General features: G+C 45.7%; 26 protein-coding genes. 25 read left to right on the top strand and 1 reads right to left on the bottom strand.

The window, feature by feature from the left end:
• Positions 1 to 92 precede the first annotated feature (92 nt).
• The 8 genes from prsW to fni all read left to right on the top strand — a co-directional run bounded on the left by prsW (position 93) and on the right by fni (position 7283).
• Positions 93 to 749, top strand: a complete 657-nt coding sequence (prsW, locus tag NYE28_RS12185; RefSeq protein WP_003153415.1) for a glutamic-type intramembrane protease PrsW — start codon at positions 93 to 95, stop codon at positions 747 to 749.
• 130 nt (positions 750 to 879) lie between these two features.
• A complete protein-coding gene (sleB, locus tag NYE28_RS12180) occupies positions 880 to 1749 on the top strand; it encodes a spore cortex-lytic enzyme (protein WP_025284936.1) in 870 nt (289 codons plus the stop codon).
• Positions 1750 to 1773: 24 nt separating this feature from the next.
• The gene (gene ypeB, locus NYE28_RS12175; protein WP_007409448.1) at positions 1774 to 3123 is read left to right on the top strand and encodes a germination protein YpeB; all 1350 of its coding nucleotides are present in this window, start codon (positions 1774 to 1776) and stop codon (positions 3121 to 3123) included.
• Positions 3124 to 3210: 87 nt separating this feature from the next.
• Positions 3211 to 3867 carry a flagellar brake domain-containing protein gene (locus NYE28_RS12170; protein WP_032870093.1) on the top strand — a complete coding sequence of 219 codons (657 nt, stop codon included), beginning with the start codon at positions 3211 to 3213 and terminating at the stop codon, positions 3865 to 3867.
• A gap of 46 nt (positions 3868 to 3913) precedes the next feature.
• Positions 3914 to 4090, top strand: a complete 177-nt coding sequence (locus tag NYE28_RS12165) for a YpfB family protein (protein WP_003153420.1) — start codon at positions 3914 to 3916, stop codon at positions 4088 to 4090.
• 78 nt (positions 4091 to 4168) lie between these two features.
• Positions 4169 to 4843 (top strand): (d)CMP kinase, encoded by a 675-nt coding sequence (gene cmk / locus NYE28_RS12160; RefSeq protein WP_015240110.1) that lies wholly within the window; start codon positions 4169 to 4171, stop codon positions 4841 to 4843.
• Between the two features lie 227 nt (positions 4844 to 5070).
• The gene (gene rpsA, locus NYE28_RS12155) at positions 5071 to 6219 is read left to right on the top strand and encodes a 30S ribosomal protein S1 (protein ID WP_003153426.1); all 1149 of its coding nucleotides are present in this window, start codon (positions 5071 to 5073) and stop codon (positions 6217 to 6219) included.
• A 14-nt stretch (positions 6220 to 6233) separates the two neighbouring features.
• Positions 6234 to 7283 (top strand): type 2 isopentenyl-diphosphate Delta-isomerase, encoded by a 1050-nt coding sequence (fni, locus tag NYE28_RS12150; protein WP_040237980.1) that lies wholly within the window; start codon positions 6234 to 6236, stop codon positions 7281 to 7283.
• Between the two features lie 34 nt (positions 7284 to 7317).
• Here the strand turns inward: fni and NYE28_RS12145 are convergent, their stop codons facing one another.
• Positions 7318 to 7449, bottom strand: a complete 132-nt coding sequence (locus NYE28_RS12145; RefSeq protein ID WP_003153429.1) for a YpzI family protein — start codon at positions 7447 to 7449, stop codon at positions 7318 to 7320.
• A 76-nt stretch (positions 7450 to 7525) separates the two neighbouring features.
• On the opposite strand from NYE28_RS12145, the gene NYE28_RS12140 reads away from it, so the two are divergent.
• From NYE28_RS12140 to aroH, 17 genes are all read left to right on the top strand, one after another.
• Entirely contained in the window at positions 7526 to 8128 is a 603-nt protein-coding gene (locus NYE28_RS12140; RefSeq protein ID WP_053573269.1) for a hypothetical protein, read from the top strand.
• Between the two features lie 192 nt (positions 8129 to 8320).
• Positions 8321 to 9631: a ribosome-associated GTPase EngA gene (engA, locus tag NYE28_RS12135; RefSeq protein ID WP_003153433.1), complete on the top strand. Its 1311-nt coding sequence runs from the start codon at positions 8321 to 8323 to the stop codon at positions 9629 to 9631.
• 17 nt (positions 9632 to 9648) lie between these two features.
• Positions 9649 to 10686: an NAD(P)H-dependent glycerol-3-phosphate dehydrogenase gene (locus tag NYE28_RS12130; protein WP_342490080.1), complete on the top strand. Its 1038-nt coding sequence runs from the start codon at positions 9649 to 9651 to the stop codon at positions 10684 to 10686.
• Between the two features lie 318 nt (positions 10687 to 11004).
• Positions 11005 to 11208 (top strand): DUF2768 domain-containing protein, encoded by a 204-nt coding sequence (locus NYE28_RS12125; RefSeq protein ID WP_003153435.1) that lies wholly within the window; start codon positions 11005 to 11007, stop codon positions 11206 to 11208.
• Between the two features lie 19 nt (positions 11209 to 11227).
• Positions 11228 to 11962 carry a hypothetical protein gene (locus NYE28_RS12120; RefSeq protein ID WP_039254695.1) on the top strand — a complete coding sequence of 245 codons (735 nt, stop codon included), beginning with the start codon at positions 11228 to 11230 and terminating at the stop codon, positions 11960 to 11962.
• Between the two features lie 185 nt (positions 11963 to 12147).
• Positions 12148 to 13626 carry a stage IV sporulation protein A gene (spoIVA, locus tag NYE28_RS12115; protein ID WP_007409454.1) on the top strand — a complete coding sequence of 493 codons (1479 nt, stop codon included), beginning with the start codon at positions 12148 to 12150 and terminating at the stop codon, positions 13624 to 13626.
• Positions 13627 to 14000: 374 nt separating this feature from the next.
• Positions 14001 to 14279 carry a non-specific DNA-binding protein Hbs gene (gene hbs, locus NYE28_RS12110; protein WP_003153447.1) on the top strand — a complete coding sequence of 93 codons (279 nt, stop codon included), beginning with the start codon at positions 14001 to 14003 and terminating at the stop codon, positions 14277 to 14279.
• Positions 14280 to 14465: 186 nt separating this feature from the next.
• Positions 14466 to 15038: a GTP cyclohydrolase I FolE gene (folE, locus tag NYE28_RS12105; protein WP_003153448.1), complete on the top strand. Its 573-nt coding sequence runs from the start codon at positions 14466 to 14468 to the stop codon at positions 15036 to 15038.
• A gap of 20 nt (positions 15039 to 15058) precedes the next feature.
• The gene (mtrB, locus tag NYE28_RS12100; protein WP_003153449.1) at positions 15059 to 15286 is read left to right on the top strand and encodes a trp RNA-binding attenuation protein MtrB; all 228 of its coding nucleotides are present in this window, start codon (positions 15059 to 15061) and stop codon (positions 15284 to 15286) included.
• A gap of 156 nt (positions 15287 to 15442) precedes the next feature.
• Positions 15443 to 16198: a heptaprenyl diphosphate synthase component 1 gene (hepS, locus tag NYE28_RS12095; protein WP_015240105.1), complete on the top strand. Its 756-nt coding sequence runs from the start codon at positions 15443 to 15445 to the stop codon at positions 16196 to 16198.
• A gap of 5 nt (positions 16199 to 16203) precedes the next feature.
• Complete coding sequence (gene menG, locus NYE28_RS12090; RefSeq protein ID WP_003153453.1) at positions 16204 to 16905, top strand: demethylmenaquinone methyltransferase; 702 nt, start codon at positions 16204 to 16206, stop codon at positions 16903 to 16905.
• A 28-nt stretch (positions 16906 to 16933) separates the two neighbouring features.
• Positions 16934 to 17896: a heptaprenyl diphosphate synthase component II gene (gene hepT, locus NYE28_RS12085; RefSeq protein ID WP_003153454.1), complete on the top strand. Its 963-nt coding sequence runs from the start codon at positions 16934 to 16936 to the stop codon at positions 17894 to 17896.
• A gap of 120 nt (positions 17897 to 18016) precedes the next feature.
• Positions 18017 to 18463, top strand: coding sequence for a nucleoside-diphosphate kinase (ndk, locus tag NYE28_RS12080; RefSeq protein ID WP_012117865.1), 447 nt, complete (start codon positions 18017 to 18019; stop codon positions 18461 to 18463).
• Between the two features lie 189 nt (positions 18464 to 18652).
• Positions 18653 to 19423 (top strand): protein-glutamate O-methyltransferase CheR, encoded by a 771-nt coding sequence (locus NYE28_RS12075; RefSeq protein WP_132105285.1) that lies wholly within the window; start codon positions 18653 to 18655, stop codon positions 19421 to 19423.
• A 71-nt stretch (positions 19424 to 19494) separates the two neighbouring features.
• On the top strand, positions 19495 to 20667 hold the full coding sequence (gene aroC / locus NYE28_RS12070; protein ID WP_003153459.1) for a chorismate synthase: 1173 nt from the start codon (positions 19495 to 19497) through the stop codon (positions 20665 to 20667).
• Positions 20667 to 21755, top strand: coding sequence for a 3-dehydroquinate synthase (gene aroB / locus NYE28_RS12065; protein ID WP_015240104.1), 1089 nt, complete (start codon positions 20667 to 20669; stop codon positions 21753 to 21755). Before aroC ends, aroB begins: the two co-directional genes overlap by 1 nt.
• Positions 21752 to 22135: a chorismate mutase gene (gene aroH / locus NYE28_RS12060; protein WP_003153463.1), complete on the top strand. Its 384-nt coding sequence runs from the start codon at positions 21752 to 21754 to the stop codon at positions 22133 to 22135. Before aroB ends, aroH begins: the two co-directional genes overlap by 4 nt.
• The last annotated feature ends 40 nt before the right edge of the window (positions 22136 to 22175 follow it).

The following is a 22175-nucleotide window of genomic DNA, read 5'->3' as shown; positions in this document are numbered from 1 at the left end:
TCATATGCTCTTTTTTAAAAAAATTGAAAGATGTAAAAATGTGAACAACATGGTACGATAGATATAGGAATATAAAGGAAAGAGGTTGCCTGATGTTTGCAATCATCTCTGCAGGAATTGCTCCCGGCATTGCGCTGTTAAGCTATTTTTATTTAAAAGATCAGTATGACAATGAACCCGTACATATGGTGCTGAGGTCTTTTTTTCTCGGGGTTGTCCTTGTGTTTCCGACCATGTTTATCCAATATGTTCTTGAAAAAGAGCATGTGGGGGGAGGAAGCTTTTTCGTTTCGTTTTTGTCTTCGGGATTTCTGGAAGAATCGGTGAAATGGTTCGTTCTGATGATCAGTGTGTATCCGCATGCTCATTTTGATGAGCATTATGACGGAATCGTTTACGGGGCCAGTGTGTCTTTAGGATTTGCCACGCTTGAAAATATTCTGTATCTATTTGGCCACGGCGTTGAGCATGCTTTCATCAGGGCGCTTCTGCCGGTCTCCTGCCATGCGCTGATCGGAGTGATTATGGGATTTTATCTCGGAAAAGCCCGCTTTTCGCAGAAAAAAGCCCGTGTCAAATGGCTTGTGATTTCGCTGGCCGTGCCTTCATGTCTGCACGGTTCTTACGATTTTATTCTTACCGCCCTCAATCATTGGGTATATTATATGCTGCCGTTTATGCTGTTTTTATGGTGGTTCGGGCTGCGAAAGGCAAAAAAAGCACGCTCCGTCAATATGATCCAAGTGTGAAGAAACCGCGCGTCGCGTGCGGTTTCTTTTTTATGCCTTGACAGGGGATAAGAAGGAAACGTGCATAAAAATAACCTCGTGACAGACAATACGGGTACACTTTAAATTTTGCAGTAGGAGGCTTGAAGAGATGAAGTGCAAAGGAGCCTTTATGGCATGTCTCATTCTATTTTCTTTCGCCGCCGCTTTCTTCGATCATCATGAAACGGTTCATGCGTTTTCAAATCAAGTGATTCAAAGAGGCGCGACGGGTGATGATGTTATAGAATTGCAGGCCCGTCTTCAATATAACGGATTTTATAACGGGAAAATCGATGGTGTTTACGGCTGGACCACATACTGGGCCGTGAGAAATTTTCAGGAGAAATTCGGCATGAAGCCGGTTGACGGCCTCGTCGGCGCGAAAACCAAACAGGTGCTGATTTCTAAATCAAAATATTACCGTGAATATGTAATGGAGCAGATCCAAAAAGGGAATACGTTCACTCATTATGGCAACGTCCCATTGGAAAACCAAACAAAACCGAGAGCCGGAACGCAGAAGCCGGCGGGAACGAATAAGCCTGCTCAAAAGCCGCAAAACAAAACAGGCGGTCAGTCAAATCAAAAGCAAAATACGACAGCGGCCAATATGCCTGGCGGTTTCTCAAACAACGACATCAATCTTCTGGCACAGGCTGTGTACGGGGAAGCACGCGGTGAGCCGTTTGAAGGGCAGGTTGCCATCGCCGCGGTTATTTTAAACCGTATTAAAAGCCCGTTATTTCCGAATACGGTGGCCGGCGTCATTTTCGAACCGCTCGCGTTTACCGCCGTTGCCGACGGCCAAATATATATGCAGCCGAATGAAAGAGCAAAAGAAGCGGTTCTTGATGCGATCAACGGCTGGGATCCTTCTGAAAACGCGATTTATTATTTCAATCCTGATACGGCGACAAGCAAATGGATTTGGGGACGTCCGCAGATAAAAAGAATCGGAAAACACATTTTCTGTGAGTAAAAGTACGCAAAATGAGGTGTTAACATGATTAGAGGAATCATTATCGCTGTTCTCGGTGTCGCGATCGCCGCAACCGGATACTGGGGATATAAAGAGCATCAGGAAAAAGATGCGGTCCTTCTGCATGCGGAAAATAATTATCAGAGGGCTTTTCATGAATTGACGTACCATGTTGATCAGCTTCACGACAAAATCGGGACGACGCTTGCAATGAACAGTAAAAAATCTCTGTCTCCGGCGCTCATTGATGTATGGAGAATTACATCTGAAGCACATAACAATGTGAGCCAGCTGCCGCTGACTCTCATGCCTTTTAATAAGACGGAGGAGTTTTTATCCAACATAGGAGATTTCAGCTATAAAACATCCGTCCGGGATTTAGATCAAAAACCGCTTGATAAGAAAGAATATACAACACTGAACAGCCTGTACAAACAGGCGGAGAACATTCAAAACCAGCTCCGCAGCGTTCAGCATCTCGTCATGAGCAAAAATTTACGGTGGATGGATGTTGAGATGGCGCTCGCCTCTGACAAAAAACAAAGCGATAATACGATCGTCGACAGCTTTAAAACAGTCGAAAAAAATGTAGGCGCTTTTTCTGAAGACAGCATCAGCCCCACATTTACGGGAGCAAATACAGAACGAAAAGGTTTTACGCATCTGAAAGGAAAACAAATTACGGAAAAAGAAGCGGTCAAAATCGCACAACGGTTTGCGCCTGATCATAATTATTCAATTAAAGTGGTCAAAAGCGGCAGGAAGACGAATCGGGACGTATACAGCATCCGCATGAAAGACGCGGACAACAAGTCTTTTATCTATATGGATATTACCCAAAAAGGCGGACATCCGGTCTATTTGATTCAAAAACGGGCCGTGAAGAAACAAAAGATCAGCCTCAATGAAGCATCTAACCGGGCCGTCGCGTTTTTAAAGAAAAATGGATATGAAACAAAAGGCCTCGAAATTGATGAAAGCGCGCAATATAATAACATCGGCGTCTTTTCTTTTATCCCCGTGGAGAAAAACGTCCGCATTTATCCGGAAGCCATCCGAATGAAAGTGGCGCTGGATGATGGTGAAGTCGTCGGTTTTTCCGCGCGTGATTACCTGGCGGCGCACCGCACGAGAACGATTCCGGCTCCCGCTTTGTCAGCTGATGAAGCGAAAGCGAAGCTGAATAAAAATGTTGAAGTGCGGGAGACGCGGCAGGCGCTGATCACGAATGAACTCGGTCAGGAAGTGCTTTGCTACGAAATGCTTGGGACGATCGGGAAAGACACGTATCAAATGTTCATTAATGCGGACGACGGAAAAGAGGAAAAAATAGAAAAGTTAAAAAGTGCAGAACCTATATATAAAGACCTATAAAAATAAAGGAGGAAAGGACTAAAAGTCTTTTCCTTTTTTTCGTTACATGCTTTAATAAAAGCATAAATAATGAAAGAGTGAAGGCCCATGATAGCTGTCGGAGATTATATTTGGATTGAATACATAGAGAACAATGAGCCCAAAAAAGCGAGGAGCAAAGCAGTAAGCGTTGAAAACGGCGAACTGCACATCTCATATCCCGTCGATCTGGATTCGGGACGGACGGTCTTTTTGCATAAAGGATTGGAAATAACAGCGGAATTTATGGGGAATGGCCACGTGCCGTATCAATTTAAAAGCATAATCAAAGGAAAGAAAAAAGACCCCATCCCGATGATCGGATTGGACATCCCCCCTCAGGAGGAAATGAAGCGGATTCAAAGACGCCGATACGTCCGTGCAGACGCAGTATTGGATGTATCCGTCAAAATGGAAGCGGAAAAAACCGCTTTCCAAACGGTTTCCTCTAATATCAGCGCCGGCGGAATCGCTGTTGTGATGCCTGAGCATATTTCCGCGGAACCAGGTGAAAAGCTGTATGTCTCATTTTCTCTTCCCGGCAAGGAAAATACAGCCGATATTACGGCCGAGGCTGTTACCCAGCGGATTTTTTATGATGAAAAGGCGGATAAACAAAAAATGACGCTTGAATTTGCAGAAATCGATCCCGCATCACAGCAGCTTTTACTCCAATATTGTATGCGCGCGCAGCTTCAGCAGAGAAGAAACAGTCTGTCGGAATAAACAGCAGCGCACTTTTCCATACTAATCCTAATGGAGGTGCGCGTATATGAAAACGTTTGAACGTCTGCTGGTCAAATTGGTCTGTATTCAGCTTATAATTTTGGGCGCGGTGCAATTTTTGCTTCATTATCAGCCTATTGAACCTTATATTTCGAAAGCTGTGAAATATGAGGGAGTTGATAAAATGGAGAAAAAAGAATGGATTGAAACGGTAAAGCGGTAAATCAGCTCAATTTTTTCGCCCCTTTTCCGGCAGTTCATGATACAATCCATAGAGGAGTAAAGAGCAAGGAGAGAGATTATGGACAAGAAATTATCAATTGCGATCGACGGGCCGGCCGCTGCCGGAAAAAGCACCGTTGCTAAAATAGTGGCTGAGAAAAAATCATATGTGTACATTGATACAGGAGCGATGTATCGTGCCATTACATATACGGCGCTCAAGCAGAATGCCGATTTAACTGATGAAGCCGCGCTTACAGAGCTGCTGAAGCGTACGGAAATTGAGCTTGTATCCGCTCCGGAAGGACAAATCGTTCTGGTAAACGGAGAAGATGTGACAGAAGAAATCCGTAAAGACGAAGTCAGCAACCAAGTATCAATCGCCGCCAAGCATAAAGGCGTCAGAGAAGAAATGGTCAAAAGACAGCAGCAGCTCGGACAAAAAGGCGGTGTCGTCATGGACGGCCGTGATATCGGTACTCATGTGCTGCCTGATGCCGAAGTGAAAATTTTTCTGCTCGCGTCCGTAGAGGAAAGAGCGAAGCGCCGATATGAAGAGAATAAGAAAAAAGGCTATGACGTGAATTACGAGACGCTCATTGAAGAAATTTCCAGACGCGACAAACTCGATTCAGAGAGGGAAGTTTCCCCGCTGCGCAAAGCGGAAGACGCGATTGAAATCGATACGACGTCACTCAGCATTGCTGAAGTCGCAGGAAAAATTCTGGAGATCGTCGAACAGAAATCACGTTAACTTCGGGCGGAGCGCTTTATAATTTTTTTCGAAAGACAAGATGTTATTGCTTGACAAACCAGTCCATTTATTAGAAGTTAATACTAATAAAACTTTTTATTGATCATTCAAAATCTTTTTTGGATGATTCTTTAATACATATTCGGCTGAAAAGCGGACATTCACATGTTCAGCTTTCAAACCGTATTAATTAAGCTGTGTAGGTTTGGACCAAGGAGGTTATTCAAATGACAGAGGAAATGAATCAAATTGATGTTCAAGTGCCAGAGGTTGGAGATGTAGTAAAAGGGATTGTGACAAAGGTAGAGGACAAGCATGTAGATGTCGAAATTGTCAATGTCAAACAGTCCGGAATCATTCCAATCAGTGAATTATCAAGTCTTCATGTAGAGAAAGCATCGGATGTCGTAAAAGTTGACGACGAGCTTGACCTGAAAGTAACAAAAGTGGAAGACGATGCTTTGATTTTATCTAAACGTGCCGTTGATGCTGACCGCGCTTGGGAAGACCTTGAAAAAAAATTCGACACAAAAGAAGTGTTTGAAGCTGAAGTGAAAGATGTGGTGAAAGGCGGTCTCGTCGTTGATATCGGCGTTCGCGGCTTCATTCCCGCATCACTTGTCGAAGCTCATTTCGTCGAGGATTTCACTGACTATAAAGGGAAAACCCTCTCTCTTATCGTCGTTGAACTCGACCGTGATAAAAACCGGGTGATTCTGTCACACCGGGCTGTAGTGGAAAAAGAACAGACAGCCAAAAAGCATGATTTTCTCCAAACACTTGAGGTTGGAAGCGTGCTTGAAGGAAAAGTGCAGCGTCTGACTGATTTCGGCGCATTTGTCGACATCGGCGGAATTGACGGGCTTGTTCATATTTCGCAGCTGTCTCATTCACACGTCGAAAAACCGTCTGACGTGGTGGAAGAAGGTCAGGACGTAAAAGTGAAAGTACTGTCCGTAGACCGCGATAACGAACGTATTTCTTTATCTATTAAAGAAACGCTGCCGGGACCTTGGAGCCAGATCGGCGAAAAGGTAAAACAGGGAGATGTGCTTGAAGGAAAAGTGCAGCGCCTTGTAAGCTTCGGCGCCTTCGTTGAAATTCTTCCGGGCGTGGAAGGACTTGTGCACATTTCGCAAATTTCCAATAAACATATCGGAACGCCGCATGAAGTGCTTGAAGAAGGACAGACTGTTAAAGTGAAAGTGCTTGACGTGAACGAAAGCGAAGAGCGCATTTCCTTAAGCATGCGTGAGCTTGAAGAAGCGCCGAAAGCCGATCAGGAGGACTTCCGCCAATACCAGGCGAAAGAAGAGCCGAGCACCGGCTTCCAGCTTGGCGATTTAATCGGAGACAAGCTTAATAAATTAAAATAAATTGGTGATAAAACGTGACACGAGCAGAACGAAAAAGAGAACATATAAATCATGCGCTGTCTACCGGCCAAAACCGGGAAACGGGGCTTGATGATATTACGTTTGTTCATGTCAGCCTACCGAACCTAGCATTGGAAAAAGTGGATATATCAACGAAAATCGGCGGACTCACAAGCAGTTCGCCGATTTTTATCAATGCGATGACAGGCGGCGGCGGACAGCTTACATACGAAATTAACAGATCGCTGGCAAGAGCCGCGCGCAAAGCCGGCATGCCGCTGGCTGTCGGTTCGCAAATGTCAGCTTTAAAAGATCCCTCCGAACGGTGTTCTTACGAGATCGTCAGAAAAGAGAATCCGGACGGGCTGATATTTGCCAATTTAGGCAGCGAGGCGGATGCCGAGCAGGCGAAAAGGGCAGTTGATATGATTCAAGCAGATGCCCTCCAGATTCATTTAAATGTGATTCAGGAGATCGTCATGCCAGAGGGTGACAGAAGCTTTACCGGCGCTCTCGGCCGTATTGAGCGGATTGCGGCGGAAGCGGGAGTGCCCGTTTTTGTCAAAGAAGTCGGCTTCGGAATGAGCAGGGAATCGGCACGGCAGTTATTTGATGCTGGCGCAGCAGCAGTTGATGCCGGCGGATACGGCGGTACAAATTTCTCTAAGATCGAAAATATGCGCAGAGAGAAGGCGCTTCAATTTTTTAATACGTGGGGAATTTCCACTGCCGCAAGCTTAGCGGAAATCCATTCGCTCTCCGCTGATCAATCAATTATCGCATCCGGCGGGCTGCAAAGCGCCCTGGATGTCGCCAAATCGATTGCCCTCGGCGCTTCCGGCGCGGGAATGGCGGGCACTTTCCTGAAAGCTCTCACCTCTAAAGGAGAAGAGGGCCTGTTTGACGAGATGACGGCGCTTTTACAAGAGCTGAAAATGATTATGACCGCCCTCGGATGCCGATCGGTTTCCCAATTGCAAAAGGCGCCTTTGGTCATAAAAGGTGACACACATCACTGGCTTTCTGAACGGGGGATTGACACGTCCCGTTTCAGCAGACGTTAAAAGACATGCGAACCCGCATGCCTTTTTCTGTTTTTTACGATTTTCTTTTTCGGAATTCCCCGTTCTGCTCAAGGCTTGTCGCTCCTTTATGGTGAATCGAATCATCACGATCAGATTCCACCCGGCGGGAGGCTTTCAGTTTTTTCTCCTGTCTGTCTTTTCCCATCCTTATCCGCTCCTTTCAGGCATAATTGGTTTAAAAAATGCGTTCCCGCTCCATACTGATCAGAGGAGGAGCGATTATGGAACCGTTTTATTATTACTGGTCAATGTGGTTTTTATGGATACTTGCGACTTTTATTTTTGCCAAAACGAAAAGCCGTTTTTACGTATCAGTCTTTATTTTGACTAATATGATGGCAAGCATACATCAGATTACGGCTTATTTTACGCTGAATGCGGCATATGTCATGTTTTTTGCTGCGGCATTTGTTTATGCGGGAAGCCTCGGCATGCATAAACGGCTCCGTAATATTGTGATTCATCTGACGGCGTCTGCGGCGTACGGCTTTATTTTTCTTTTTGCATTATATGATCCTGTTTGGTTTATCATAAAACCTGAATGGGCGGCGGTTATACTGCTTACCGTTATTACGCTTTCCGTTGAGGGGCGGTTCCCTGAGAGGCTTTGTCTTTTTGTTCTCGGCATGTGCCAGGGGGAGCTATTGTATGCTGCGGTCATCCGCAACATTGCGGGTGCGGCAGCCGTCGGGGATTATCAATGGCTTTCAGGCTGTTCGGCGGGAGTGATTCTCCTCGTCGGGCTGACTACATATGAACAGCTTGCGGCGCGCATCAGCCAAAAAAGCAAAAAGCAGGGCAAAGGAGCGACAAAAATGTCTTGAAAACAGACGGAGACTGTTACATGAATGCGAAACATTTTGAAGAATACATTGTGATCTCAGTGAAAACTGATATAATAAATGAGTTAAGCCCTTCTGTTTGAAGGGTTCTTTTCATAGCGAAGATGATTTTTAATAACCGGTTGAACAATTTTTTGTGAAAATGTAAGCGGCTGGATTGAAAGGAAGGGTACTATGGGTAAACCTGTCGTAGCCATTGTCGGAAGACCGAATGTGGGAAAATCCACAATCTTTAACCGGATTGCGGGTGAAAGAATTTCAATAGTAGAAGATACCCCCGGAGTGACGCGGGACCGGATATACAGTTCGGCGGAATGGCTGAATTATGATTTTAACCTGATTGATACGGGCGGAATTGATATCGGAGACGAACCGTTTCTGACACAGATCCGCCAGCAGGCTGAAATCGCCATGGACGAGGCTGATGTGATCATCTTTATGGTGAACGGCCGCGAAGGTGTGACGTCTGCGGATGAAGAAGTGGCAAAAATACTGTACCGGACGAAAAAACCGGTCGTATTAGCCGTAAATAAATTAGATAATACCGAAATGAGAGCGAACATCTATGACTTTTATGCGCTCGGCTTTGGAGAACCGTATCCGATTTCGGGCACACACGGTTTAGGATTGGGAGATTTGCTCGATGCTTGTGCCGAGCATTTTAAAAACATTCCGGAGACGAAGTACAGTGATGATGTCGTTCAATTCTGCCTGATCGGCCGCCCGAATGTCGGAAAATCATCCCTTGTCAATGCGATGCTCGGCGAAGAGCGGGTTATCGTGAGCAACGTAGCCGGAACGACTAGAGACGCTGTGGATACGGCGTTCACCTACAATCAGCAGGAATTTGTAATCGTTGACACGGCGGGAATGAGAAAAAAGGGTAAAGTATATGAAACAACAGAAAAATACAGTGTGCTTCGGGCGTTAAAAGCCATTGACCGCTCAGACGTCGTCGGCGTTGTGCTGAATGCAGAAGAAGGCATCCTTGAGCAGGACAAGCGGATCGCCGGATACGCCCATGAAGCCGGGAAAGCCGTCGTCATTATCGTAAACAAATGGGATGCCGTTGATAAAGACGAACGCACGATGAAAGAATTTGAACAGAATATTCGGGAACATTTCCAATTTCTCGATTACGCGCCGGTGCTGTTTATGTCGGCACTGACGACAAAGCGGATTCATACACTCATGCCTGCGATTATTAAAGCGAGTGAAAACCACTCTCTCCGCGTACAGACAAATGTCTTAAATGATGTCATTATGGATGCGGTCGCCATGAATCCGACTCCGACGCACAACGGCTCCCGTCTGAAAATTTATTATGCGACTCAAGTCGCTGTTAAGCCGCCGAGCTTCGTTGTTTTTGTCAACGATCCGGAACTGATGCATTTTTCTTATGAACGCTTTTTAGAAAACCGAATCCGGGACGCTTTCGGATTTGAAGGTACGCCAATTAAAATATTTGCAAGAGCAAGAAAATAAAAAGGTGTGATACAGAGATGAAAAAAGTGGCAATGCTTGGAGCGGGAAGCTGGGGCACTGCACTTTCTTTAGTGCTGGCTGATAACGGACATCAAGTCATGATGTGGGGACACCGTGCCGAATTGATCGATCAAATCAACGAACTGCATGAAAACAAAGATTACCTGCCGGGGGTGGAGCTATCAAGTTCTATCATCGGTACAGCTGATTTAAGCGAGGCTTTAAAAGGAGCTGACTTCATCATTGTGGCAGTTCCGACAAAAGCCATTCGGGAAGTGCTGAAAAAGGCTCTGCCGTACACCCCGAAACAATCGATTTTTGTTCATGTCAGCAAAGGAATTGAGCCGGATTCGCTTCTCCGAATTTCAGAATTAATGGAAGAGGAGCTGCCTGAGGAGTACAGAAAAGACATCGTCGTGCTTTCAGGGCCGAGCCACGCTGAGGAAGTCGGATTAAGACACCCGACGACTGTTACATCATCTTCAAAAAATATCAAGGCTGCAGAAGCGGTTCAGGATTTATTTATGAACCAGCATTTCCGCGTCTATACCAATCCGGATATGATCGGTGTGGAAATAGGGGGAGCGTTAAAGAATATCATCGCTCTTGCAGCGGGGATTACAGACGGATTGGGATACGGAGATAATGCAAAAGCGGCCCTAATCACCCGAGGTCTTGCTGAAATCGCCAGACTCGGCACAAAGATGGGCGGAAATCCGCTCACCTTTTCCGGCCTGACCGGCGTAGGCGATTTAATCGTGACGTGTACAAGCGTTCATTCCCGAAACTGGCGCGCCGGCAACCTGCTCGGCAAAGGATACAAGCTGGAAGCTGTCCTGGATAAGATGGGGATGGTTGTTGAAGGCGTGCGGACGACGAAAGCTGCGTATCAGCTGTCTCAAAAATACCAAGTGAAAATGCCGATCACAGAGGCGCTTCACCAAGTATTATTTAACGGGCAGAAGGTAGAAACGGCCGTAGAATCCTTAATGGCCAGAGTGAAAACCCATGAGATGGAAGACTTGGTCAACACATTCGAAAACCGGGTGAAGTGACAATAACATGCCGTCAGCATATTCTGAAGTGACGAAAGTCCAAAACGCAGAACTCTCCGGCTGAAATCGCTTAAAACATTTGCTGATTTAGGCAGAAGAGGATGCAGACGTATGCATCTGCGCATACTATAGCATCGAAGTCCAAGAGAGTGTATCTCAGACGTACAGGTGAATATAGTCAACTTGACTGAAGCAAAGTCCCCCTCTTTGCTTCAGTTTTTTTGTTTTTTCAATAGATGGAAAACCTGTTGATCTTTTCAACATTTGTATATTAAAATGAAATATAACGCTTACAATGATGGAACGGGGGGCACGAACATGAGTGTGGCATTAATGAAAATGTGGTTTGCGCTTGGTGCTATGGGATTAATGTTTGTTGCGGTGGCCTCTATTTATGTCAGCAGGTACAAAGTGAAAAACAAACTGATAAAAGCAGCGGTTTCTTCACTCGCTTATGCCTGCATGGTCATCTCGGGATTGATCGTGTTAATGGTCGTTTTCAGCGGGCCTGTCAATGAATAAAGCAAAAAGGGGGCGCGGAATGCATAAGTTAAAAATGGCCGTCATAACGGCAATGGCGGTGCTTCTGCTGTCCGGCTGTCTGTACCCTGAAGCAAAAAAAACTGAAAATAAAGTATCTTACAAACATCAGCTTCAGCAGGTGCAAGCGGCAGTGGATGAATTTAAAAAGGCGAACGGCGGACTTCTGCCGATTCAGACAAAAGATATGAAAACACCGCTCTATCAAAAATATCCGATAGATTTTAAGCGGCTCGCGCCCAGATACATAGAGGAGCCGCCGGCCTCAGCTTATGAAAGCGGAGGAATGTACCAATACGTGCTTGTCGATGTGGAAAATAAGCCGACCGTCAAGCTGGTCGATCTCCAAATGGCGGAAGCAATCCGCGACATGAAGCTGCGTGTCAAAATGTATCAGGAAAAGCATACATATCCTCCTTATGAGGACGCCGTTTCACAAGGGCTGTTCACTTTAAATAAAAAAAAGCTCGGCATGAAAGACTCTCCTTCAGTCAAAAGTCCGGTTTCAGGCACGTCTCTGCCGCTTTTAATCGGTGCTGACGGAGAAATCTATGCCGACTATCGCGTCGATCTCGCCCGCTGCCTGAAGGAAAACAAAAAGAAAATCAAACCGGGCGCAGAAATTCAGGATATTTTATGGAAAGAGACTCCTTTCGTCCCGGCCTTTTCAGTCACATACACCGTAAATGAAAAACAGGAACCCGTTTTTTTAGAAAGTCAAACGAAACAGGAATGAACCTTTTTCCCGCGCATACAAATAGGGAGAAAGGTTTTTTTGATTTTGATAGAAAAGACTGCCTGAAAATTTTCTAAAGATGTCATATTGAAATAGGACAACGTCATACACATATAGTGTCCTGTATTTGATTGGAGAATGGTGAATGAAAAATGATAAGGATAGGAAGTCCGGGAGGGGATCACTTGGAAAAGGTCGATATTTTCAAGGATATCGCTGAACGAACAGGGGGCGATATATACTTAGGAGTCGTTGGCGCTGTCCGTACAGGGAAATCTACATTCATTAAAAAATTTATGGAGCTCGTGGTGCTCCCGAATATCAGCAATGAGGCCGACCGAGCGCGGGCGCAGGATGAGCTTCCGCAAAGCGCAGCAGGAAAAACGATAATGACCACAGAACCAAAATTTGTCCCGAATCAAGCCATGTCCGTTCATGTCGCGGAAGGACTTGATGTCAACATCCGTCTTGTGGATTGTGTGGGATATACGGTTCCCGGGGCGAAGGGATATGAGGATGAAAACGGCCCGAGAATGATCAATACACCTTGGTACGAAGAACCGATTCCCTTTCATGAGGCAGCGGAAATCGGTACGAGAAAAGTCATCCAGGAACACTCCACAATCGGGGTCGTCATTACGACAGACGGCTCAATCGGCGATATTGCGCGGGGCGATTACGTGGAAGCGGAAGAAAGAGTCATCGACGAGCTGAAGGAAGTCGGCAAACCGTTTATTATGGTTATCAACTCGGTAAAACCGTACCACCCGGAAACAGAAGCGCTCAGAGCTGAATTAAGCGCGAAATATGATATTCCCGTCCTCGCCATGAGTGTTGAAAGCATGCGGGAAACAGATGTGTTAAGCGTCCTCAGAGAAGCGCTTTACGAGTTCCCTGTGCTGGAAGTCAATGTCAACCTTCCGAGCTGGGTCATGGTGCTGAAAGAAAATCACTGGCTCAGAGAGAGCTACCAGGAATCAGTGAAAGAAACCGTAAAAGATATTAAACGCCTGCGCGATGTCGACCGGGTTGTCGGCCACTTCAGTGAATTTGAGTTTATTGAAAGCGCCGGATTGGCCGGAATCGAACTTGGCCAGGGTGTCGCAGAAATTGATTTGTATGCGCCGGATCATTTATATGACCAGATTTTAAAAGAAGTGGTCGGCGTTGAAATCCGCGGGAAAGACCACCTGCTTGAATTAATGCAGGACTTCGCCCACGCGAAAAAAGAATATGATCAGGTATCAGATGCGCTGAAAATGGTGAAACAGACCGGCTACGGCATTGCCGCCCCGGCCTTAGCCGATATGAGCCTTGATGAACCGGAAATCATCAGACAGGGATCAAGATTCGGAGTAAGGCTCAAAGCGGTCGCTCCGTCCATTCATATGATCAAAGTGGATGTGGAAAGTGAATTCGCGCCGATCATCGGGACGGAAAAACAAAGTGAAGAACTTGTCCGTTACTTAATGCAGGACTTTGAAGATGATCCGCTTTCTATCTGGAACTCCGATATTTTCGGCAGATCATTGAGCTCTATCGTAAGAGAAGGAATCTCCGCAAAACTGTCACTCATGCCGGAAAATGCGAGATATAAATTGAAAGAAACGCTGGAGAGAATTATTAACGAAGGCTCAGGCGGCCTGATCGCCATTATTTTGTAAGCTGAAGGACCTCTTCCTGAAATGGGGGGTCTTTTTTTATTCTTTTTAGATACTGGAAATCAATCAAGGATTAGGAGGAAAAAAGCAAAAAAAGGAATATTTGTTCGGTAAAACACGTGAAAACCTTGACGAGCAAGGGATTGAGGCTTTAAAATGCTTGATATGGCTTTTTATATGTGTTACTCTACATACAGAAAATCTTCACTTTGTTGGACAAACATTCCTCAAAGTGTCTGTTTTCTTTTGAAAAGCCGTTTACTTGTCTGTTCTTCCCTGCTTTGATTTTTTATCAGACAGGTTTAGAATCAGGCTGAACTGTGAAGAAATGATAATAAACTGCTGATTTGATACCCTTTTGGGAGGAGGTGAAAGGCATGAACAAGACAGAACTAATCAATGCGGTTGCTGAAGCAAGCGAATTGTCTAAAAAAGACGCTACAAAAGCAGTTGATTCTGTTTTTGATACGATTTTAGATGCACTTAAAAACGGTGATAAAATCCAACTGATCGGTTTCGGTAACTTTGAGGTGCGCGAGCGCTCTGCACGTAAAGGACGTAACCCGCAAACTGGTGAAGAAATCGAAATCCCTGCAAGCAAGGTACCTGCTTTCAAACCAGGTAAAGCTCTTAAAGACGCTGTTGCAGGAAAATAATTGTGAATATAGATCGTGTATGCATCTGATACATACACTTTGTTTCTTCACAGAAAAGCCCCTTGATAAAGGGGCTTTTCATATTTAAGCAGCCTCGGTCACCGGGCAGGACTTTCGTTTTGCTTTTGGCGCGGCAAATGTGCTAGAATCGAAATTAAATGTATTCAATGGTGGAGGACACAGACAATGAAAGAAGTTAATAAAGAACAGATTGAACAGGCGGTTCGCCAGATTTTAGAGGCGATTGGAGAAGACCCGGACCGGGAAGGGCTTTTAGATACGCCGAAACGCGTGGCGAAAATGTACGCGGAAGTATTCTCGGGATTAAATGAAGACCCGAAAGAACACTTTAAAACCGTTTTCGGAGAAGACCATGAGGAGCTTGTTCTTGTAAAAGATATCGCGTTTCATTCCATGTGTGAACATCACCTTGTTCCTTTTTACGGAAAAGCGCATATTGCCTACATTCCGCGCGGCGGCAAAGTGACGGGCCTGAGTAAATTGGCGCGGGCGGTGGAAGCCGTCTCAAAACGCCCGCAGCTGCAGGAGCGCATCACTTCAACGATTGCAGAAAGCATCGTAGAGACCTTAGATCCCCACGGCGTCATGGTTGTCGTCGAGGCTGAGCATATGTGCATGACAATGAGGGGCGTAAGAAAGCCAGGTGCAAAAACAGTGACTTCCGCTGTAAGAGGTATTTTTAAAGATGACGCAGCGGCGCGTTCCGAAGTGTTAGAACATATTAAACGTGCGGATTAATAATGATAGAGGGTGCAGATATGAATTCAAAGCATTCAAGTGATTTTGTCGTCATTAAAGCGGTCGAGGACGGCGTGAACGTCATCGGTTTAACGAGAGGAACGGATACGAAATTTCACCATTCCGAAAAACTGGACAAAGGCGAAGTGATTATCGCTCAGTTTACTGAGCATACCTCTGCCATCAAAGTGAGAGGCAACGCCCTCATCCAGACCGCTTACGGAGAAATGAACAGCGAAAAAAAATAAGCCGGCTGTTTCCCGCTTTTGCCAAATGCCCGCAAACGGCGGGAGAATACAGCCAATTTCTTTTTTTTATGCTATAATGATACCTGCGTATAATAATGACGAGTAAATCTCATACATATTAGAATAAATGTGAATTTGGGGACAAGGGTGATATTTTTGCAAGACATCTACGGAACTTTAGCGAATCTAAATATGAAATTAAAACAAAAGCTGTCTCATCCTTATTTAGCGAAACATATTTCTGCGCCTAAAATCGATGAGGATAAGCTTCTTCTTTTTCACGCTTTGTTTGAAGAGGCGGACATTAAGAACAACGACAGAGAAAATTACATAGTAACTGCGATGCTTGTCCAAAGCGCCCTTGATACCCACGATGAAGTGACAACAGCCAGAGCGTTAAAGCGAGACGAAAATAAAAACCGGCAGCTCACCGTGCTTGCCGGCGACTATTTCAGCGGACTGTATTATTCGCTTTTATCTGAAATGAAGGATATCTATATGATTCGGACGCTCGCTACGGCAATTAAAGAAATCAATGAGCATAAAATCCGTCTGTACGATCGGTCTGTCAATGACTTGAATCAATTGATCGAAAGCATGGCGATTGTGGAAGCGGCCCTGTTTCACAGAGTGTCAGACCACTTTAATCTTCCGCGCTGGAAAGAGCTGGCGAGTGATTTTTTTGTATATAAGCGGCTGATGAACGGCAATGCTATATTTCTCGATGTCATCGGCAATATTGTAAAGTCAGGGAAATCAAAGGCTGACATAATGGAAGATAGCTTCCGAAAGGCAAAGCAAAGCATTGAAACGCTGCTGCCGCTCAATTCACCAATCCAAAACCTCATGCTGAACCGGCTTAAAGCGATCAGCCAGGACAAAACATATCATCAGAAAGTGGAAGAAGGGTAATCAACATGCAGGAGTCAAAAGAACAGCGCGTACACGGCGTGTTTGAAAAAATCTATAAAAATTATGACCAAATGAACTCTGTCATCAGTTTTCAGCAGCATAAAAAATGGCGCGATAAAACGATGCAGATCATGAATGTAAAAGAAGGCGCAAAAGCGCTTGATGTCTGCTGCGGAACGGCTGACTGGACGATTGCCCTCGCAGAAGCGGCCGGAAAAAGCGGCGAAATCAAAGGACTGGATTTCAGCAAAAATATGCTGAGCATCGGTGAGAAAAAAGTGAAAGAGGGCGGTTACAGCCAAATTGAGCTTTTGCACGGAAATGCGATGGAGCTTCCTTTCGCTGATGATTCTTTTGATTTTGTCACCATCGGCTTCGGGCTGCGGAACGTTCCCGACTATCTGACCGTGCTGAAAGAAATGCGGCGGGTCGTCAAACCGGGCGGACAGGTCGTATGTCTGGAAACATCCCAGCCGGAAATGTTCGGATTCAGACAGGCATATTTTCTTTATTTTAAATACATCATGCCTTTCTTCGGAAAAATGTTTGCGAAGAGCTATAAAGAATATTCTTGGCTTCAAGAATCGGCAAGAGAATTTCCCGGTATGAAAGAACTTGCCCGTCTGTTTGAAGAAGCGGGCCTAACGAATGTCAAATACCATTCGTTTACCGGCGGAGTGGCTGCTACGCATATCGGTTGGAAATGATGAATATACAGATGTTTGGGTGAATGATATGAAATTTAAAATGGCCTATTCTTTTTTAAATGACGATATTGATGTGATCGAAAGGGAGCTTGAGCAAACGGTGCGGTCAGACTATCCCTTGCTGAGTGAAGCCGGGCTCCACCTGCTCCAGGCGGGCGGCAAGCGGATCCGCCCTGTTTTCGTATTGCTTTCCGGCATGTTCGGCGACTATGACATTAATAAAATAAAATATGTTGCGGTGACGCTGGAAATGATTCATATGGCGTCCCTCGTGCATGACGACGTCATTGATGACGCCGAGCTGCGGAGGGGAAAACCGACCATCAAAGCCAAGTGGGACAACCGCATCGCCATGTATACCGGTGATTATATGCTTGCGGGCTCACTTGAGATGATGACGAGATTGGATGAGCCGAAAGCCCACCGGATCCTGTCCAAAACCATCGTAGAAGTATGCCTCGGAGAAATTGAACAGATCAGAGATAAATACAATATGGAACAAAACCTCAGAACCTATTTGCGCCGCATCAAACGGAAAACGGCTCTTCTCATTGCCGTCAGCTGCCAGCTCGGCGCCATCGCTTCGGGAGCTGATGAGAAGATTCACAAAGCATTATATTGGTTCGGTTATTACGTGGGCATGTCCTATCAGATTATTGACGACATTCTTGATTTCACTTCAACGGAAGAGGAACTGGGAAAACCGGTCGGAGGGGATCTGCTGCAAGGAAATGTCACTCTGCCCGTTTTGTACGCGCTCCGTCAGCCTGAATTGAAAAATCAGCTGAAATTAATTAACAGTGAAACAACACAGGAGCAGCTCGCCCCCATTATTGAAAATATTAAACGCACAGACGCGATTGAAAAATCAATGGCCGTCAGTGACAGGTACTTAAAAAAAGCGTTTGAAAAACTGAATACACTGCCGAGAGGACGTGCGCGCTCATCATTGGCCGCCATCGCAAAATATATCGGCAAACGGAAATTTTAAATTCCTTTTACGAACAAGATGTGAACATTCTCCGCCCTGGATTGATTAATTGTCAGAAAGATGTTACGATTTCGGTGTGCAACTTGAAAGCCTATACATAATGATGGGGTGGAGAATCTTATGGAAAAAACTTTTATCATGGTAAAACCGGACGGCGTACAGCGCCAGCTGATCGGAGAGATTTTATCCAGATTTGAGCGTAAGGGCTTACAATTGGCAGGAGCCAAGCTAATGCAAGTTTCAGAACAGATGGCTGAAACCCATTATGCTGAACATAAAGGGAAGCCGTTTTTCGGCGAGCTTGTGGAATTCATTACATCAGGACCCGTATTTGCAATGGTATGGGAAGGGGAAAATGTAGTAGAGATCACAAGACAGCTGATCGGAAAAACGAACCCGAAAGATGCACTGCCGGGCACAATCCGCGGTGACTACGGCATGTTTGTCGGCAAAAATATCATTCACGGTTCAGACTCCTTAGAAAGCGCTGAGCGGGAAATTCATATTTTCTTTAAACAGGAAGAGCTTGTACCGTATCAAAAATTAATGGCCGACTGGGTGTACTAAGCCGTCAGCCTTTCTTTTTCTCGTATTATGAAAAGGTTTACATCATTTATGAAAGACAGAGGCTGCGCTGCCCTGTCTTTTCGTTTCTCACAAATCAGCCCGCGGGCTGATTTTTTTATTGAAATCGTACAATTTCGACAGAAAACAGGCTATACTAGGACAAAAGACAGCGAGATTGGGAGAGAAGCAATGGAGCCTTACGAAATTTTTATCACCAAGTGGAAACAAATAACCGGCGTTGATTTATCTTTATACAAAGAAGCACAGATGAAAAGGCGGCTGACGTCCCTTTATGAAAAGAAGGGGTTCAGAGATTTTCAGGAATTTGCCGCCGCTTTGGAAAAGGACAAGCTTTTATTAAACGAAACATTGGACAGAATGACGATCAATGTTTCTGAATTTTACCGAAATTATAAACGGTGGGAAGTTCTTGAAACCTCAATTCTCCCATTAATAAAGCATAACAAACCGTTAAAAATATGGAGTGCGGCCTGTTCAACGGGAGAGGAGCCCTATACTTTGGCGATGATTCTCAATCAGCAGACGGGACTGGCCGGATTTGAAATATTGGCGACAGATATTGATGAAAAGGCGCTAAGCAAAGCCAAGCGGGGCATCTATCAGGAACGCTCGCTGCAAGAGGTGCCGGCTTCCGTGAAAAGCCGTTATTTCACTAAGCAGGCTGACAACAGTTATCAAGTAAAACAAGAGATTCAGAAAAACATCCGGTTTAAGCGGCACAACCTGCTTGCCGACAGCTATGAACAGGATTTTGATCTGATTGTCTGTCGCAACGTCTTTATTTATTTTACTGAAAAAGCAAAAGAAGAGCTGTATGTGAAAATGGCGGGCAGTCTGAAAAAGAACGGAATTCTGTTTGTCGGCAGTACAGAACAGATTTTCAGCCCGGAAAAATTCGGCCTTGAGAGCACTGATACATTTTTTTATCAAAAAAGATAGAAGACATTTAATGAAAACTTGTGGTATAGTTTTACTTAAAAGCGTTAATGCGATGAAGGGAGAAGAAAGAAATGAGATACTTAACAGCCGGAGAATCACACGGTCCGCAGCTGACGACAATTATAGAAGGTGTGCCTGCGGGGCTTTATATAACTGAAGAAGACATTAATTTTGAGCTTGCCAGACGTCAAAAAGGGCACGGCCGCGGACGCCGCATGCAGATTGAAACGGACAGAGCGAAGATCACAAGCGGCGTGCGGCATGCCCGGACACTCGGTTCACCGATCGCGCTCGTTGTAGAAAATAAAGACTGGACTCACTGGACAAAAATCATGGGCGCCGCACCGATTACAGAAGAAGAAGAAAGTGAAATGAAACGCCAGATTTCAAGACCGAGACCGGGACACGCAGATTTGAACGGTGCTATTAAGTATAATCACCGTGATATGAGAAATGTGTTAGAACGATCTTCCGCGCGTGAGACAACGGTTCGCGTGGCTGCCGGAGCCGTCGCTAAAAAGATTTTAGCGGAGCTTGGCATTAAAGTCGCCGGACATGTCCTTCAAATCGGCAGCGTAAAAGCAGAGAAAACCGATTACACATCCATTGAGGATCTCAAACGGGTAACGGAAGAATCACCGGTCAGATGCTACGATGAAGAAGCAGGCCGTCAAATGATGGCAGCCATTGATGAAGCGAAGGCAAACGGCGACTCGATCGGCGGAATCGTTGAAGTGATCGTCGAAGGCATGCCGGTCGGTGTCGGAAGCTATGTCCACTATGACCGTAAGCTGGACAGCAAGCTCGCTGCTGCCGTTCTGTCGATTAACGCGTTTAAAGGCGTAGAGTTCGGCATCGGTTTTGAAGCGGCCGGCAAAAACGGCAGTGAAGTTCATGATGAAATCGTATGGGATGAAGAGAAAGGCTATACACGCGCCACAAACAGGCTCGGAGGATTAGAAGGCGGTATGACGACGGGAATGCCGATTGTCGTCCGCGGCGTTATGAAACCGATCCCTACTTTGTACAAGCCGCTGAAAAGCGTCGACATTGAAACGAAAGAACCGTTTACAGCGAGCATTGAACGTTCAGACAGCTGCGCGGTTCCGGCAGCAAGTGTAGTGGCTGAAGCAGCAGTGGCCTGGGAAATCGCAAATGCCGTCGTAGAACAATTCGGGCTTGACCAGATCGACCGAATTAAAGAAAATGTTGAAAACATGAAAAAATTATCGAGGGAATTCTGATGAAAGAGCTTGAGGTTCGGACAGCTTCCTCCGCATATCCCGTGTATATCGGTGAAGGTATAAGGAAACAGGCCGCTGCCCTTTTGTCTTCACTGAACAGGCCGCTGACAAAGATCCTTCTCATCATCGATGCTGAAGTTGACCGGCTTTACGGTGATGAGATGTTCCGGCTTTTAAACGAAACATGGCCCGTGAAAAAAGTGATCGTTCCAAGCGGAGAAGAAGCGAAATCTCTAAAAGAGTATGAACGGATTCAAACGGAAGCGATCGCTTTCCATATGGACCGCTCCTCATGTATGATCGCCTTCGGAGGCGGCGTGACGGGTGATTTGGCCGGCTTTTGCGCAGCAACTTTTATGCGCGGAATTGATTTCATTCAAATGCCGACAACACTGCTTGCCCATGACAGCGCGGTCGGCGGCAAGGTGGCCGTCAACCATAAACTCGGAAAGAACTTAATCGGTGCGTTTTATCAGCCGAAAGCGGTGATTTACGATACGGAGCTTCTGAAAACCCTGCCGGAACAAGAGCTGAGATCGGGCATGGCTGAAGTGATCAAACACGCGTTTATCGCCGATTATGCTTTTTTAGAAAAACTTCTCACGTTTGACACGTTGCAAGGACTGACAAGCGCTGAGCTGAATGAAATGATTTATAAAGGAATTTCAATCAAATCGGCCGTCGTGCGTGAGGACGAAAAGGAAGAGGGGATAAGAGCTTTTCTGAATTTCGGCCATACGCTCGGCCATGCCGTTGAGGCGGAATACGGCTACGGACGGATTACACATGGAGATGCGGTCGCCCTCGGCATGCAGTTTGCCCTTTACGTGAGTGAACAGGTTGCACGTTGCAAGATGAACAGGAAAGAACTCACACAATGGCTGATTGGGCTCGGCTACCCGGGAAGCATCAGACAAGATATTGAAACGCCGGTTCTCTCCGCCCGGATGATGAATGATAAAAAAACGCGCGGAGGCATGACACAGTTCATCGTGTTAAAGGAATTAGGCGAAGCGCGGGACTGCATGCTTTCAAAAGATGAGCTCGAAAATTTGCTGAACAAATGGCGAATGGAGGAAACAGCATGATGATACGCGGCATTCGCGGAGCAACAACGGTGGAACAAGACACCGAACAAGAAATTTTAGAAAAAACACAGCAGCTGCTTGAAAAAATCATTGAACAAAATGGATGCAAGCCGGAAGACGTTGTACAGATCCTGTTATCCGCCACGCCTGATATCCATTCCGTATTTCCGGCAAAAGCGGTCCGCCGCCTTTCCGGGTGGCAGTACGTCCCGGTGACGTGCATGCAGGAAATGGATGTTACCGGCGCTCTGCAAAAGTGTATCCGTGTCCTGATGACGGTTCAGACGGATACGCCTCAGGATGAAATCAAGCATGTCTATTTAGAAAAAGCCGTTGTGTTAAGGCCGGATTTATCATTGACAAAAAATACTGACATGTAATACGATAAACAAAGCTTAGAAATACACAAGAGTGTGTATA

It is taken from the genome of Bacillus sp. FSL R5-0443, assembly GCF_038608285.1.
In the GTDB taxonomy this organism is placed as follows: Bacteria; Bacillota; Bacilli; order Bacillales; family Bacillaceae; genus Bacillus; species Bacillus velezensis.
Note: the sequence above shows the minus strand (reverse complement) of the source record. Positions and strands in the feature narration are given on the sequence as shown.